The 15066-nt window shown below is 62.2% G+C and carries 15 protein-coding genes and 1 tRNA gene; 8 read left to right on the forward strand and 8 right to left on the reverse strand.

Translation table 11 applies throughout. From position 1 onward, the window contains the following. The 6 genes from X743_RS138055 to X743_RS138045 form a co-directional block, all read left to right on the forward strand. On the forward strand, window positions 1-568 hold a 568-nt coding region (locus X743_RS138055; RefSeq protein ID WP_023769402.1), incomplete at its 5' end, for an anti-sigma factor. Window positions 569-591: 23 nt separating this feature from the next. Beyond that, on the forward strand, window positions 592-1308 hold the full coding sequence (locus tag X743_RS138050) for a Bax inhibitor-1/YccA family protein (RefSeq protein ID WP_023769403.1): 717 nt from the start codon (window positions 592-594) through the stop codon (window positions 1306-1308). 181 nt (window positions 1309-1489) lie between these two features. Then, a complete protein-coding gene (locus X743_RS00340) occupies window positions 1490-2371 on the forward strand; it encodes an aldose 1-epimerase family protein (RefSeq protein WP_023769404.1) in 882 nt (293 codons plus the stop codon). Window positions 2372-2524: 153 nt separating this feature from the next. Then, a complete protein-coding gene (locus X743_RS01000000169690; RefSeq protein WP_198028530.1) occupies window positions 2525-2893 on the forward strand; it encodes a pyridoxal-phosphate dependent enzyme in 369 nt (122 codons plus the stop codon). Between the two features lie 373 nt (window positions 2894-3266). After that, entirely contained in the window at window positions 3267-4823 is a 1557-nt protein-coding gene (locus tag X743_RS1000000170130) for an alpha/beta fold hydrolase (RefSeq protein WP_245264360.1), read from the forward strand. A gap of 259 nt (window positions 4824-5082) precedes the next feature. Beyond that, window positions 5083-5757 (forward strand): GNAT family N-acetyltransferase, encoded by a 675-nt coding sequence (locus X743_RS138045; RefSeq protein ID WP_245264361.1) that lies wholly within the window; start codon window positions 5083-5085, stop codon window positions 5755-5757. Between the two features lie 13 nt (window positions 5758-5770). Here X743_RS138045 and X743_RS138040 read toward each other — a convergent pair whose 3' ends face one another. From X743_RS138040 to X743_RS138010, 7 genes are all read right to left on the reverse strand, one after another. After that, entirely contained in the window at window positions 5771-6589 is an 819-nt protein-coding gene (locus X743_RS138040) for an MBL fold metallo-hydrolase (protein ID WP_023769407.1), read from the reverse strand. 3 nt (window positions 6590-6592) lie between these two features. Further along, entirely contained in the window at window positions 6593-7387 is a 795-nt protein-coding gene (locus X743_RS138035) for a TatD family hydrolase (protein WP_023769408.1), read from the reverse strand. Continuing rightward, entirely contained in the window at window positions 7387-8940 is a 1554-nt protein-coding gene (gene metG, locus X743_RS138030; protein WP_023769409.1) for a methionine--tRNA ligase, read from the reverse strand. Before metG ends, X743_RS138035 begins: the two co-directional genes overlap by 1 nt. 83 nt (window positions 8941-9023) lie before the next feature. After that, window positions 9024-10079: a DNA polymerase III subunit delta' gene (locus X743_RS138025; protein ID WP_023769410.1), complete on the reverse strand. Its 1056-nt coding sequence runs from the start codon at window positions 10077-10079 to the stop codon at window positions 9024-9026. Beyond that, window positions 10076-10750: a dTMP kinase gene (tmk, locus tag X743_RS138020; RefSeq protein WP_023769411.1), complete on the reverse strand. Its 675-nt coding sequence runs from the start codon at window positions 10748-10750 to the stop codon at window positions 10076-10078. Before tmk ends, X743_RS138025 begins: the two co-directional genes overlap by 4 nt. Before the next feature lie 81 nt (window positions 10751-10831). Beyond that, window positions 10832-11989 (reverse strand): D-alanyl-D-alanine carboxypeptidase family protein, encoded by a 1158-nt coding sequence (locus X743_RS138015; protein ID WP_023769412.1) that lies wholly within the window; start codon window positions 11987-11989, stop codon window positions 10832-10834. Between the two features lie 114 nt (window positions 11990-12103). Beyond that, window positions 12104-13333 (reverse strand): septal ring lytic transglycosylase RlpA family protein, encoded by a 1230-nt coding sequence (locus X743_RS138010; protein WP_023769413.1) that lies wholly within the window; start codon window positions 13331-13333, stop codon window positions 12104-12106. A 274-nt stretch (window positions 13334-13607) separates the two neighbouring features. Between X743_RS138010 and X743_RS1000000173135 the strand changes: the two genes are divergently transcribed. Next, a complete protein-coding gene (locus X743_RS1000000173135) occupies window positions 13608-13766 on the forward strand; it encodes a hypothetical protein (protein ID WP_023769414.1) in 159 nt (52 codons plus the stop codon). A gap of 473 nt (window positions 13767-14239) precedes the next feature. Here X743_RS1000000173135 and X743_RS138005 read toward each other — a convergent pair whose 3' ends face one another. Next, window positions 14240-14500, reverse strand: coding sequence for a hypothetical protein (locus X743_RS138005; protein WP_023769415.1), 261 nt, complete (start codon window positions 14498-14500; stop codon window positions 14240-14242). 395 nt (window positions 14501-14895) lie between these two features. On the opposite strand from X743_RS138005, the gene X743_RS138000 reads away from it, so the two are divergent. Beyond that, window positions 14896-14985 (forward strand) — tRNA-Ser (locus tag X743_RS138000). The last annotated feature ends 81 nt before the right edge of the window (window positions 14986-15066 follow it).

Below are 15066 nucleotides of genomic sequence, written 5' to 3' on the forward strand. Positions count from 1 at the left end.
CGACGCGGCGCGGCGGCTGGAGAGGGGGCTTGCCCGGGGGCGTATCTTCGGCGTGCTGCAGCGCGCGGCGGCGGTGGCTGCCTTCGTCGCCGCCGGCTGGCTGGCAAACGGCACTGTCGGCCCGATGTCGGTGACCAAGGTCGTCGCTTCGCCGCAGCCGCCGGCCTATGTCGAAGAGGCTGTGCGGGCGCACAGGACGACGCTGGTGCGCGAAACCATGCCCTCGCAGCCCGAGGCACCCAATTACGACGCCGGCGAGATCCGCGCCGCGACCGCCATTGTCATGCCGTCGCTGCCCAAGGACTGGAAAGTGCGCGACGTGCAGATCTATCCGTCGCGCTTCGGTCCAAGTGTCGAGATGGCTGTCGATACCGGCGATATGGGACTGGTGTCGCTGTTCGCCATCCGGCCGGGAACCTTCGATGTCGTCAAGCCGACCGTCGCGCCCTCGGGCGATATTGCCTCGGCCTATTTCCAGATCGGCGAGGTCGCCTACGCGGTGGTCGCGAAAAGCGACGTCCACGACCTAGACCGTGCCGCCGAGATGCTCGCCAGAACGCTTTACTGACCGATCCACAAAGGAGAACTCAAATGAATACGCCCAATCTGGGATATCGCGTCGGTACCGGCGCCCAAACCGGAGCCGCCTTCGACGAGGGCCTGCGCCAGCATATGCTGCGCGTCTACAACTATATGGGCCTTGGCCTCGTGGTTACCGGCCTCGTCGCCTTCATGGTGTCGTCGACGCCGGCGCTCTACGTGCCGATCTTCTCCAGCCCGCTGAAATGGGTGGTGATGCTGGCGCCGCTGGCCTTCGTGATGCTGTTCTCGTTCAAGATGCAGAGCATGTCGGCGGCAAGCGCGCAGATGATGTTCTGGGCCTTCTGCGCGGTGATGGGCCTGTCGCTGGCCTCCGTGTTCCTGGTCTTCACCGGCACCAGCATCGCGCGCACCTTCTTCATCGCCGCCACCATGTTCGGCGCCACCAGCCTCTACGGCTACACGACCAGGCGTGACCTGACGCAGTTCTCGTCCTTCCTGATCATGGGCCTGATCGGTGTGGTGATCGCCAGCATCGTCAACATCTTCCTCGGCTCGACCGCGCTGCAGTTCGCCATCTCGGTCATCGGCATCGCCGTGTTCGTCGGCCTGACCGCCTGGGACACGCAGACGATCAAGGAGCAGTATTCCGAGAATTTCGACGGAGAATCGCGCCAGAAGCTCGCCGTCTTCGGCGCCTTCTCGCTCTACCTGAACTTCATCAACATCTTCCAGCTGTTGCTGAATTTCACCGGCGAGCGCGAATAACGACCGTCCGCTATGGGCAAGGGCGAGGACTATCGCCCTTGATGCGAACGAGTGGCCGAAGGGAACCCTTCGGCCACAATCTGTTTCTGCAGAACGTGGCTGCATCTTGAGCCCCAGGAGCTTGAGTCCCCTGGAGCTTTTGCTAGTCTGGCCGACGGCCTTCAACACCGTGCGAGGACATGTGGCAGACAGCCAAACGCTTCATGGCGACGGCATCTCGGCTGTTATAGTCGGGCAGGGCGCTGAACTGGTTTCGCTGCGGGACGAGCGGGGATTTGAGTTCCTGTGGCAGGCCGGACCGGAGTGGCGGCGCCATTCACCGGTGCTGTTTCCGATCGTCGGCCGCCTGAAGGGCGACCAATTGCGCCATCGCGGCGGCATCTATCCGATGACGCAGCACGGCTTCGCGCGCGACAGGCCGTTCGCATGGGCGCAGCGGAGTTCCCGATCCTGCACGCTGGTGCTCACCGACGATGCCGACACCCGCGCCCGCTATCCCTTCGCCTTTCGCCTTGATGTGACCTACACGCTGGGTAGCCGCCAGCTTGGCGTGGCCTTCGAGATCAGCAACACTGGTGACGAGCCGCTGCCGGCCTCGATCGGGGCGCATCCGGCTTTCAATTGGCCGCTGCTGCCGGATTTGGCCAAGGCGGACTACCGTCTGACCTTTGCCGAAGACGAGCCGGCGCCGGTCCGCCGGCTGAAGGACGGTCTTCTGATCCCAGCGCCGCAGCCGACGCCCATCAGGGGCAGGACGCTTGCACTGTCCGAACGGCTATTCGATGACGACGCCGTCATCCTCGATCGGCCCGCGAGCGCCAGCGTACGTTATGCCGCCGACCACGGTCCGGCGATCGAAATGTCATGGCAGGGAATGGAAGAGCTCGGCATCTGGTCCAAGCCAGGCGGCGCGCCATTCCTGTGCATCGAGCCCTGGCACGGTATGGCAAGCCCGGCCGATTTCGACCGCGAATTCGTAGACAAGCCAGGCCTGATGCTGATCGAACCGGGCGCGAAGCGTGCGCTGAGCTATTGGATCAGACTGGAGCAGGGGCGTCCGTGACCAACGCACGGCCAGCCGGAGAACCAACGTCGTGGGGCATCAAAAGCTTCTCAAAAAAAGATCGTGCGGCACTGCTTGCCATCGTCTGCGCGATCAAGGGCTACCCATTCGTCGCGGTGGATGTCGAAAGGCAACTCGCAAGAGCGTGCGCGAATGATGCGCGCGCTCGGCGCGGACGTGATCCTGGTCGATCAGTTGCCGGGATCGGTGCCGGGGCAGGTCTCGGGCGGCGACCTGGCACTCGTTGAACAGATTGCAAAGAATGTTTCGGTAGAGCGTGGCGCGTTCCGTGCGGACCAATTCAATCGAGACGGAAACTGGCTCGCGCATTACCACAAGACCGGCCCGGAAATTTGGGATGCCAGCCACGGAGTTGTCGATCCATTCGTGGATTTCATCGGCTCGGGCGGTACTTATGTGGGAGTGACGAAAGCGCTTAAAGAGCGCAATCCTTCGATCAAGTGCTTTGTCGTGGAGCCCGAAGGTGTCGATGCCCGGCAGGCCCGCTGTTTCTCAAGATAACGCGCAAGCGCAATATCGTGGCGGAGGGGCAGAGCGTCGTCGCGCGGCTGCGGATTTTGCCAGGGATCATCATGCCAGATGGGCCATTCAGTCGAGTTCGGGCGCAGCACGTTCTCCTCCAAGGGTAAGACTGCCTGTCCCGACAATCTCCTCCAGCGCCGTGAGAAACGCGTTGGAACCAGCGTGATAGATTCGTGAAAAGCACTACGTCGGCAAAATCACAGTTGAATTAGGGACAGGTACAGGAAAGGATCACCGGGACGTTGTGGCTGTGGCGGATCCGATGGCGCACCCTCATCTCTGTCTGCTAGGTGGTTTTGACTTTGTCGGTGATGCAGCGGCAGTCCCGGCTTTCAGTCGCAAGGCGCGCGCCATGATGGCTTATCTCGCCCTGCAATCCGGGAATTCCCAGTCGCGCGAGAAATTGGCCGCCCTGCTGTGGGGTGGTAACACCGAGTCCCAGGCCAGGATGAACCTGCGACAGTCATTGTCCGTCATCAGAAAGGCCATGGGCTCTGCCGACGGTGGCAAATTCCTGACCGACGGCGGCAGCATCACCCTTAACCTTGACGATCTTGATTTCGATGTCGCGCGGTTCGAGGAGTTGGCCGCAGGTCACACACCGGAGCAACTCGAGCAGGCGCTCGTTGTCTATCGTGGCGATCTCCTCGATGGCTTCGACCTGAAGGAGGAGCCGTTCGAAGACTGGCTAAGAGTGGAGCGCGAGCGATTGCGGACGATCGCAGTCGCGGTGTTGCAGAAGCTCGTCGCGCATTATTCCGCAACGAACAGTCTTGCGTCAGGCGTGCGAGCGGCGACGCGCCTGCTGGTTTTGGAACCGCTAAGGGAGGACATCCACCGAGCCTTGATGCAAATCTATGCCCGCCAAGGCCGACCGAACATGGCACTGAAGCAATATGCGCAATGCCGCGAGGTACTACGTAAGCACCTTCAGTTGGAACCGGAGAAGAAGACGCATGAACTCTACGACAAGCTCCGTGCTAGCCGTTCCGCGCCGTCCAAACAAAATCCAACACCGAGCGCAAGGGCTGAGGGGTCTGTGCCGGTCGATAGCCAGGTGTCGCTGCGCCCGGAAACGCACTATGTAAAATCGGGCGGGGTTAGCGTTGCCTATCAGGTAACCGGTGGGGGACCGTTCGACCTCGTCTACGTACAGGGCTGGGTTTCCAACCTCGACTATGCCTGGGAATCTCCTCGGCTAACGCATGTGCTGCGGCGGCTTGGGTCATTTTGTCGGCTGGTCCGCATCGACAAGCGGGGCACTGGGCTTTCCGACCGCAACGTGGGCTTTCCAACGCTGCAAGAGCGGGCGGACGATGTGCGGGCGGTACTCGATGCAATCGGATCGCGACGGACGGTCTTGTTCGGCAGTTCCGAAGGCGGCGTCTTGTGCATGCTCTTTGCGGCGACCTATCCCGAGCGAACCGAGGCTCTCATTCTTCACGGTGCCTACGCTCAAGGACTGTGGTCGCCGGACTATCCTTGGGCAAAGACCAGAGAGGAAATGGAAGAAGAATTGGCCGCAATCGAGCGCAAGTGGGGGGAGCCTTGGGACTTGGGAAGAGGGGCGCCGAGTTTGGTGAACGATACGCACGAGCAACAATGGTTCGCAGCCTATCTAAGGAATTCGGCGTCTCCTTCCGATGCGATCGCACTGTGGCGCTGGGGCGCAGAAGTCGATGTCCGCAATATCCTCCACGCGATCCATGTGCCCACTCTGATCCTCCAAAGGACGGGGGATCGATGGATCAAGGTTGAAGAAGCGCTTTACCTGTCCGAGCGCATCGCTGGAGCCACGCTTATTGAACTCCCGGGCGATGACCACCTGATCTGGGGCGCCGATTCGGATCGTCTGGTCGACGCAATCCAACACTATCTCACCGTCACGTTTCCGGCGAAGGCCGGATAGAGTTGCTACGGATAAAAGTCGCATAAGATAGATTATGGAACTGACGTACTGGCGAGCAGTTGGAAGTTGCTGCTGATTTTCACGGGCTTGAGGCAATCGATGCGTGTTGCCTTGCGTGAATGGCGAACGCTACGCTGTGCGTATGACGGCAGCAAAGCGTGAGATGGATTCGGCGATCGAGGTGTTCGTACACGGGTTCAGCGCCGACAAAAGCCGCACCTTTCCTTATGAGGCCAGCCGTGTCGGGCCATTGTGGCTGATGCGCGATGCCGAGCGCAAGAACCCTCGCGAGTACCGCAGCGAGGAATGGGTCGTCCATGACGTTGCCGCCCAGGAGGCCCATGCGATCGTGCGGCAGCATGCGCGGCCGGGCTTCACCATGTCCGTCGTGATCGCGAACGACGATCCGGATGGGCCGACGCGAACCGCGTACAAGGCTCTCGGCTATCGGCTGCTGCGGACGGAAGGCTTCTTCGTCCAGCCATTGCGCCGGATTCCAAGCCCGCCGATTCCAAGCCCACCGATTCCAGGCCCGCCGGCAGTCGTCTCGATCGAACGCGTGCGGACAGCCGAACGGGCGGCGCAGTTGGCAAGGATTGTGCGCAGGCGGCCGATCCCGGACGAATTGCTCGGCGACGGCGCGCCGTTCCGCCAATATGTGGCGGTCGATGGCGATGACATCGTTGGACGCGTGCGCAGCGTGGACGCCGTGGGCGCCACGTGGTGCGCGGCCATGTATGTCGAGCCTTCGCACCGGCGTCGCGGCATCGGCCAGGCGCTGATGTCGAAAATGCTGCGCGACGACCGGGCCCATGGGTCGACATGCTCGGTGCTGGCTGCGACCCACGCCGGAGCGCTGCTATACAATCGTGTGGGCTATGAGCGGATCGGCACGCTGCTGATATTCCAACCGAAGAAGCAAGCGGCTAAATGAGAAAACGAGCTTATCACGCTGTTTCATAAGGGATTTCGATCACCATGCCATCGTAGGCGGGCTCGACGTCATCGGGCGTCTCGGCCGCCACCGTGGCGTAGTCGAGCGGCACATGCATATGCGTCAGGACCGAGCGTCCGGGCGCCAGCCGTTCGATCCACTCGAGCGCCTGGCCAAGCGACAGGTGGCTCGGGTGTGTCCTGTACTGCAGCGCGTCGATGATCAGCACGTCGAGGTCGCGCAGCCGCTCGACGGTGGCGTCCGGAAAGTCGCTGATATCAGGGCAATAGGCGAGCGCGCCGATGCGGAAACCGAGCGAGATGATGTCGCCATGGATCTGCGGCAATGGCTCGAGGGTGAGGGTGCCCCCCTCGCCTTCGATCACGACAGGCCTTGCGTGATCGATGATATGGGCGTCGACGATCGGCGGATAGGAACTGCCTGGCGGCGTCTCGAAGCAATAGCCGAACGCCTGGCGCAACCGCAGCATTGTCGGCAGGTCGGCATGGACATCGATCCGGTGCCGCTGGTCGAGGACGAAGCCGCGCAGATCGTCGATGCCGTGGATATGATCGGCATGCGGGTGCGTGTAGACGACCGCATCGATGCGCCTGACCGACGCCAGCAGCATCTGCTGGCGGAAATCCGGTCCGGTGTCGATGACGACGGTGGTGCGGCTGCCATTGGCCTTGATCCGTTCGACCAGGACGGCGGTGCGCATGCGCCGGTTCCTTGGATTGTCCGGGTCGCAATTGCCCCAGTCGCCGGTGATGCGCGGCGTACCCGGCGACGAGCCGCAGCCGAGAATGGTGAGGCGCAGCAGGTCAGTCATCGTTCAGGCGCTTTGCTCGACAGGTCGCGGCATCTTGCCGAACAGACGGAAGAAATTGTTGGTCGTCGACGTGGCGATTTCAGCCTCGCTGACGCCGATCGTTTCAGCCAACACCTTGGCGGTTTGCGCGACATAGGCCGGCTCGTTGCGCTTGCCGCGAAACGGCACCGGCGCCAGATATGGCGCGTCGGTTTCGACGAGCAGGCGGTCATGCGGGATATTGGCGGCGATGGCGCGCAATTCGACCGAATTCTTGAAGGTGAGGATGCCCGAGAACGACACATAGCCGCCGAGCGCGACGCCGACCTCGGCCAGCCGGCGCCCCGAGGAAAAACAGTGCAGGATGAAGGGGAAGGCGCCCTTCCCTGTTTCGTCTTCGAGTATGGCCGCCATGTCGTCGTCCGCATCACGTGAATGGATGACCAGGGGCAGCCCGGTCTCGCGCGCGGCTGCGATGTGAGCGTGAAATCCTTGCGCCTGCGCATCGCGTGGCGCCTTGTCGTAGAAGTAATCGAGCCCGGCCTCGCCGATCGCCACCACCTTGGGATGAGCCGACAGGCGGACAAGATCGGCGGTAGTGACGTCGAGTTCTTCGGCTGCGTTGTGCGGATGGGTGCCGACCGAACAGTAGACCTCGTCGAAAGATTCCGCGATTTCAAGGATTTGCTGAAACCGTTTCACGCGGGTCGAGATTGTCACCATGCGGCCGATTCCGGCCGCTTTGGCGCGGGCGACAATGGCCGCCCGCTCCTCGGCGAAATCCGGAAAATCCAGATGGCAGTGGCTGTCGACAAGCATCAGGCGTTCACGCCCGGCTGTTCGACATAGCGTGGAAAGACGCCCTCCGGCACGGGCAACGCGGTGCCGGACACAAGCGCATGGTCGGCATGGACATGCTCGAAATCACGCTTGTCCGCCGGCGCCGCCAGCAGGTCGAGCAGTTTCGCGGCCGATCCCGGGACAAAGGGCTGGCACAGCACCGTCACGCGCCGGACCACTTCGGCGGTCGTCCACAGCACCGTTTCCATGCGCTCCGGATCGGTCTTTTTCAGCGCCCATGGTGCCTGTCCGGCGAAGTAGCGATCGGCTTCCGCCACCACATCGAAGATCGCGGCCAATGCGAGATGAATGGCCTGCCCGGCCATGGCCTTGCGGGCCGTGGCAAGGGCCGCCACCGCCTGATCCAGGATCGCGCTGTCGGCCTCCGTCAGGTCGCCACGCTTCGGCACCGCGCCGCCGCAGTTCTTGGCGATCATCGACAGCGAACGCTGCGCCAGGTTGCCGAGCCCGTTGGCGAGATCGGCGTTGGTGCGGTTGACGATGGCTTCATGGCTGTAGCTGCCGTCCTGGCCGAACGGCACTTCGCGCAGGAAGAAGTAGCGCACCTGGTCGAGACCGTAGTGTTCCACCATGGTGAAGGGATCGATGACGTTACCGACCGATTTCGACATCTTCTCGCCGCGGTTGAACAGGAAACCGTGGCCGAAGACGCGCTTCGGCAGCGGGATGCCCGCCGACATCAGGAAGGCCGGCCAATAGACCGCGTGGAAGCGCACGATATCCTTGCCGATGATATGGGCATCGGCTGGCCAGAACCGCCATTTCTCATCTTTTTCATCGGGATAGCCGACACCGGTGATGTAGTTTGTCAGCGCGTCGACCCAGACATACATCACGTGCTTTTCGTCGCCGGGCACCGGCACGCCCCAGTCGAAGGTGGTGCGCGAGATCGACAGGTCCTTCAGCCCCGATTTGACGAAGCTCATCACTTCGTTGCGGCGCTCGGCCGGGCCGATGAAGTCGGGCTGGCTTTCATAAAGCGCGATCAGCTTGTCCTGATAGGCTGACAGCCGGAAGAAATAGCTCTCTTCCTCGACCCATTCGACCGGCGTTCCCTGCGGTCCGTAGCGGACATTGTCGGGACGAACCTCCGTCTCCTCCTCGCCGTAATAGGCTTCGTCGCGCACCGAATACCAGCCGGCATAGCCCCCTTTGTAGATGTCGCCATTGGCGTCCATCGCCTTCCAGATCGCCTGCGAGGAGGCGTAGTGCCGTTCTTCCGTGGTGCGGATGAAATCGTCGTTGGAGGCGTTGAGGGCGGCCGCCATGCGCTTGAAATCGGCCGAATTGCGGTCGGCCAGTTCGCGCGCCGAAATGCCTTCGCGCTTGGCCGTCTGCAGCATCTTGATGCCGTGCTCGTCGGTGCCCGTCAGGAAGAAGACCTGCTTGCCGTCGAGGCGCTGGAAGCGCGCCAGCGCGTCGGTGGCGATCAGTTCGTAGGCATGGCCGATATGCGGCTTGCCGTTCGGATAGGAAATCGCGGTCGTGATGTAGAATGTGTCGCGTGACATGAATGAACCGTCATGAATGTCTGAATGGAAGCTGTGGCGGTGGATATCGCATCGGAATGGCGATTGCCATCCCGGTGGCACCGTCACATTCGCATCGCAGAGTTCAGGCGGTCGATCATGGTCAAGGCGTGCTGCTTCTTGTCGAGATTGTAGGTGTCGGTCTCAGATATAGCGTCCAGCGCCTCATGCCAAGTGTCCGACAGGTTTTTGGCCCGCGTGAGGTCACCGGCCAGGGCGGCCTGGCTTGCCGCGTCCGACAACAAATCAAGCGCACGGCGATTGAAGATGTCGAACTGGATCGCCTGGTCGCGTCCGGCGACGGCCTCGGCAAGGCGATAGGCGCCGCCGATATCGCTCTTTCCTGCCGCCACCAGCCCATCGAGGGTCCGGGCGATCTCCAGCCCGCCATACTGCGTGAGAAGGATGGCGTTGCGGGCGCTGCCCCCTGCCCGTTCGACCAGCGCCGCCCGCGCGGCCGGATCGTCTGGCGGTGGCGGCTCGGCGGTTTCCAACACGGCCAGCAACTCGTCGGCATCGAGCGGCGTCAGGCGCACCACCTGACAGCGCGAGCGGATCGTCGGCAGCAGGCTGCCTGGCGCGTGGACGATGAGAACGAACAGCGTTCGTGCCGGCGGCTCCTCAAGGTTCTTCAGCAAAGCATTGGCGGCATTGGCGTTCATGTCGTCGGCCGGGTCGACGATGACGACCCGGTAGCTGCCGTCATGCGAGGTCAGTGACAGGAAGCGGCTGACCTTGCGGATCTCGTCGACGGTGACGACGGTCTTGAAGCTTTTGGTCTTGTCGTTCAGCGGACGGGTCAGATGCAGCACGCCCGGGTGCGCCCCGGTAGCGATCTGGCGAAACAGCGGCGAGGCCGGATCGGGAACGGCAAGGCTTTCCGGCGCCTGCCCGAATGCCGGGTGCTTCAGCAAATGATGCGCGAGATGGAAGGCCAGCGTCGCCTTGCCGATGCCGACCGGCCCGGCGAAGATCAGCGCATGCGGCAGCTTTCCCGAGCGATAGGCGGCGGCGAGCATGTCCGCGACCTGCCGGTGCCCGACCAGACGAGGCGTTTCAGACGGTTCAGGCACGCCGTCCAGCGTGTCGTGCTGTTCCGGGGCGATGCGTTCGAAGATCATACCGGTGCGGCCTGCCTGTTGCGCGTGGGCGCCCTCGCCTCCAGCGCCGCGAACACGGCGGCGGTGACGACGTCCTCCACCGTGTCGGGCTTGGCGGACGCATCGACGACGATGCAGCGCTCCGGCTCGGCCGCGGCGATCGCCAGAAAGGCCGCACGGCGGGCCTGGTGGATGGCCAGCGTCTCCTTTTCGAAGCGGTCGGCGCCGTCATCGCTGCCGCGCCGCAGCGTCGCGCGCCTGAGACCCTCTGCCGGATCGATGTCGAAGATCAGCGTCATGTCGGGCATCATGCCGTTGATGGCGACCTGCTCCAGCGCCGCCATGAACGCCGGGTCGATGCCGCCGGTAACCCCCTGGTAGACGCGTGAGGAATCCAGGAAGCGGTCGCAAAGCACGATGGAACCACGCTCGACCGCCGGCCGGATGACCTGCTCGACATGGTCCGAACGCGCGGCGGCGAAGAGCAGCGCTTCCATCTTCGGTCCGAAGGGTTCCGCCGCGCCTGAAAGCAGGACATGCCTGACCGCTTCGGCGCCCGGCGAACCGCCAGGTTCGCGCGTCAGCAGCACATCATACTTCTTGGCGCGCATCTTTCTCGCCAGCCGCTCGATCTGCGTCGACTTGCCTGCGCCCTCGCCGCCTTCGAAGGTAATGAAAAATCCGCGCGCCAATCGAAAGGCCTTTGTCCATGTTGGAGTGGATTGTTGCGCTCTAGATAGTCCGCGTTCGGGGAAACGTCCATGCTGTCGGCGTTATCGCAGCCAGCCGATCGCCAGTTCCTTGACCGCATCAAGCGCGCGCTGCGGCAACGTGCCGACGCTGATCGACTCGGCGGCGAAAAGCGGTGTCTCCTGGCTCAGCGTGTCGCCGATCCAGACGCGCAGCGCGCCGACCGGCTGGCCTTCCTCCACGGGTGCGGCGACCGGGCCGTTATAGACGATCCTGGCCGTCAGCTTGTCGCGGTTGGTGATCGGCAGGAAGATGGCGATCGGCCCTTTTGCCTTCAGCGTCACGCCGGATTTCGCCCCGCCGAAAACCTGGGCCTCGCCGACCACCTCGTCCTTGGCGAAGATTTCGGTTTTCTCGAAGGAGCGAACGCCCCAGTCGAGCAGCTTGCGCGCCTCTTCGGCGCGTTCCTTGTCGTTGGCCAGCCCGCTCAGCGCCGCGATCACCCGCGTGCCGTTGTGGCTGACCGAGCCCACGATGCCGAAGCCCGACGCCTCGCTCGCGCCAACGGCCAGGCCATCGGCGCCGATATCCATCGCCAGCAACGGGTTGCGGTTCCTCTGCGAGATCTTGTTCCAGGTGAAATCCTTCAGGCTGTAGTAGCGATAGAAATCCGGGTAATCGCGCCACAGATGCAGGGCGAGCTGCGTCAGTTCGCGCACGCTTGTCTGCTGGCCATCGGCCGGCAGGCCGGTCGAATTGACGAAAGTCGATGTCTTGAGGCCGATCTGGCGGGCGCGTTCGGTCATCTGCGCGGCAAAATTGTCCTCGGACCCGGCCATGCCTTCGGCGATGATGATGCAGCCGTCATTGGCGGCCTGCACGGTCACACCCTGGATCAAATCCTCCAGGCGGATGGACGATTTGAGCTTGGCAAACATCGTCGATGTCCCCGACGGGGCGCCGCCCTTGCGCCAGGCGTTCTCGCTCACCACGAAGGTGTCGTCGAGCTTGAGGCGTCCGGATTTGATGGCGTTGAAAACCACTTCCATCGTCATCAGCTTGGCCATCGAGGCCGGCTGGATCGGCTTGTCGGCATCCTTCGAGAACAAAACCGTGCCGGTGTCGGCATCGATCATGAAGGCCTGTGCGGCCTTGGTCTCGAAAAGCTGTGCGTGGGCCGGAGAAAGCACGAGGCCGAGAAGAAGGAACCCGGCAAAAGGCTGAAGCAAGCGAAACTGCATGAAATTCGACCCGTTGGCCGGTCCCTCCCGGCAAGCCCGTGAAACTATGGGGCTTTTTCCAAGACGGATCAACTGTGGCGGATCAACTGTTCAGCGGAAAACCGGCTCTCGAAATCAGTTGCGAACGGCCAGCGCATCGGGCGCGCCATGCGACCATGCCGCCTGCAGCATCTCGTCCAGGCCGCCATGGCCATTCGGATAGAGATTGACCGCATACCAGTCATTGCCGTCGAGATCGGTACGCTGGATCTCCGTTCGGCCAAAGGGCTGAAGTGCCGTCGCCACGCGTTTGGCTTCAGCGGCATCGTCGAAGGTGCCGGCGGCGACATAATCGGAACTGGACGGTGACGCCTGCGGATTGGACTTCTTCCATGACCGCAGGATGTCGGCCGGCGACATGCCGCTGTCGTCCAGCGCGGCGAAGACATCGGCACGCTGCACGCGTTCATTCGCATAGGACAGCGAAGCCACGGCAAACGGCGATTGCGGCGGCAGGCTGATCTCCGGTCGCTCGGGCACGATCGGTCCGAAGTCGGGCAGCACCACGTCGCCGAAAGCGGTCGCTTGCGCCGACAAGGCAGGCTGCGCCGCGAACGCCTCTCCGGAATTCGTCAACTGGCCCGGGAACGGTGCGGCGGCGACACCCACCGGCAGGCTCGGCGACGGTCCGTTCATGGCCACCATGACACCGGTTGGCAAGCCGTCCGACGGATCCGGTATCCTGTTGCCTGGATGGTAGGATGCCATCAGGTACTGGTCGTCGTCGCCATCGAGCGGCGCACGACCGACATATTCGACCTTCACCTTCGCGGTGCCGACCTTGGCGTAGTCGAGCATCTGCGCCGCGCGTTCCGAGACATCGATGATGCGCCCCTCGTGATACGGCCCCCGGTCATTGACGCGCACGATGACGGAGCTGCCGGTTTCGATGTTGGTGACACGGGCGTAGCTCGGCAGCGGCATGGTCGGATGCGCCGCGGTCAGATGGGTCATGTCGTAGACTTCGCCATTGGCGGTCAGCCGACCATGAAAGGCGTCGCCATACCACGAAGCCAGGCCGACCTTGGCGTAACGCTTGTCTTCCTTGGGATAGTACCACTTGCCGCGCACCTGGTAGGGCTTGCCGAGCTGGTCGCGACCGCCGCCGCGCCGCATGAAGGCAGCACGGGGGCTTGCCTTCACGCCATATTCGGTTTCGGCGAAATATTCCTTGGAGCGATGCCTGGGATTGACCATCCCCTTCGGCTCAGGCTGCGACGCGCAAGCCGCAAGCAAGGCGGCCGACGCGGCAAGCAGCGTGAGCGTTGAAGCGCGACGAAGACGCTGATGCGTCGTAGCCTGCATTTTTCCTGAAATCCCCTACAGTCTCACTCAAAACGCCGTCATTCGAATATCGGAGGAGCCAAAGCACTCACTCGACAACACCAACGACGCCTTGAAACCCCGATCCTTTGTGCACAGGAATTGTTTATCACGGTATTAACCGATTGTGGCCGGACCGGGCAAGATTGTGGCCTTCCCTTGCTGTGCCTCGGACCGCCTCGGCGTATTTTAGCATCTGCTTGAATTTCGTCTGAAGCAGGATCATGATGCAATGGGTCCAGAGGGGTAAGACGTCATGGAATTCGCAAGCTGTTATGAGCAGAGCGCAAGCATTTTTGCGTCGTCTGCCTTCCTGAACATGACGGCTATTTTCGTGATTTTGGCCGCGTTTGCCGCTGCACGGTTGATCGCACTGTCAGGCACGGGATCTGTCGACCGGCTTCAGATCGCGTAAGGCCCGATTATTTGGCCGGGAAAAGGGTGACCGCATGGGGCATGATGCTCTGGGCGGACTGAACAACGATGCCGTTGCGGCACGCCTTACTGCCTGACGTGGTAAAACCGATATCGTTGATCGAGCCGATGGCCTACTCCAAAGGCGGCTCTTCGCCAGGCGGCTCTTCGCTCGGGGGCGTCAAAACGGTGATATCCATTCTGGCGATTGTCGATGCGGCGCGCCCCTGGGCCCCAGGATCAGTATCGCCTGTTTCGGCGACCATGGCCTTGGCGCGATGTCCTACGCTATCTGCGCTTTTGCCCGGCGCAAATCCTTCGCCAGTTTCTGTCTTTGCGGGTTTCAGTAGGGTTTCCGGTGTTTGCCGATGCTGACTTCCAATCGCCGAGACCATGGATACCTCCGCTTGTGAGGCGCCTATTGTAGCTGGGTAAGCTGTCGCGAGCCTGACCATGGCACCCGCAAGGGACGGTTCAATAGATTTGCACGCCCAGGCGGTCGTTTCGTCTCCATCGGAGCGCTGCACGGTATCGGGCATCGTCCGCCGGCACCAGGAGGATGAAGCGTTCGGGAACAATGGCGCTCGGGTCGACCCTCAGCTCCGCGCCGTGAGCATGCTGGTTTCTGATCGAGCATTTTATGGTCGAACTCTCGGTGACTATCGTCCCTTCCTTCAGAACGGTCTGCCGAGCATGAAAGCGGCGCTCTTTCTGGGGTTGATTGGGATCGGTCATCTCGCTGCCACGACGAACGTCACACGCATGTACAGAACTTTCACAAGAACCGCGTTTCGATCAGCATGTGCTAAAATAGTTCCGGAACACTTTATTCGATGTGGAAGCCCACCATATCTCTCGGCCTTGCCCTGCCTTGCCCGCTGTTCAGCCGTGTAAGACCGCGCCGGACACGCGAACCGTCGTTCACGTTGAACATTCCGGTCGCGCTGAACATTTATGCGCACCAACTGCCGGTACAGCAGGAAGGCACCGCAGCGGTGGTTGACGCGGCCCTCAATGCAGCTTTACAGGAATGGACAGCGACCGGTCGGGAATGCCTTCGGTGCCAATCCGGTACCAGCAGGCGAAAACCCGTCGGAAGCGCATTATCCAAGTGATTGAAAAATCACGACGGAGGGATGGCCGAGCGGTTTAAGGCACCGGTCTTGAAAACCGGCGTGGGCGCAAGTTCACCGTGGGTTCGAATCCCACTCCCTCCGCCATTGAGTGCCGGTCCGTTCCGGACACATAGGTTACGGTTTATACCGGAGACATGGGTAACACTTTTGGCCCGAAAGGGTTTT

The sequence above is a fragment of the Mesorhizobium sp. LNHC232B00 genome, from assembly GCF_000502435.1.
Lineage (GTDB): Bacteria > Pseudomonadota > Alphaproteobacteria > Rhizobiales > Rhizobiaceae > Mesorhizobium > Mesorhizobium opportunistum.

Bases quoted from the DNA above. Each gene is read 5' to 3' on its own strand.
- X743_RS138050 (WP_023769403.1), top strand. From the start codon at position 592: ATGAATACGCCCAATCTGGGATATCGCGTCGGTACCGGCGCCCAAACC.
- X743_RS01000000169690 (WP_198028530.1), top strand. From the start codon at position 2,525: ATGATGCGCGCGCTCGGCGCGGACGTGATCCTGGTCGATCAGTTGCCG.
- X743_RS1000000170130 (WP_245264360.1), top strand. From the start codon at position 3,267: ATGATGGCTTATCTCGCCCTGCAATCCGGGAATTCCCAGTCGCGCGAG.
- X743_RS138045 (WP_245264361.1), top strand. From the start codon at position 5,083: ATGCGCGATGCCGAGCGCAAGAACCCTCGCGAGTACCGCAGCGAGGAA.
- X743_RS138040 (WP_023769407.1), bottom strand. From the start codon at position 6,589: ATGACTGACCTGCTGCGCCTCACCATTCTCGGCTGCGGCTCGTCGCCG.
- X743_RS138035 (WP_023769408.1), bottom strand. From the start codon at position 7,387: ATGCTTGTCGACAGCCACTGCCATCTGGATTTTCCGGATTTCGCCGAG.
- metG (WP_023769409.1), bottom strand. From the start codon at position 8,940: ATGTCACGCGACACATTCTACATCACGACCGCGATTTCCTATCCGAAC.
- X743_RS138025 (WP_023769410.1), bottom strand. From the start codon at position 10,079: ATGATCTTCGAACGCATCGCCCCGGAACAGCACGACACGCTGGACGGC.
- X743_RS138015 (WP_023769412.1), bottom strand. From the start codon at position 11,989: ATGCAGTTTCGCTTGCTTCAGCCTTTTGCCGGGTTCCTTCTTCTCGGC.
- X743_RS138010 (WP_023769413.1), bottom strand. From the start codon at position 13,333: ATGCAGGCTACGACGCATCAGCGTCTTCGTCGCGCTTCAACGCTCACG.
- X743_RS1000000173135 (WP_023769414.1), top strand. From the start codon at position 13,608: ATGGAATTCGCAAGCTGTTATGAGCAGAGCGCAAGCATTTTTGCGTCG.
- X743_RS138005 (WP_023769415.1), bottom strand. From the start codon at position 14,500: ATGACCGATCCCAATCAACCCCAGAAAGAGCGCCGCTTTCATGCTCGG.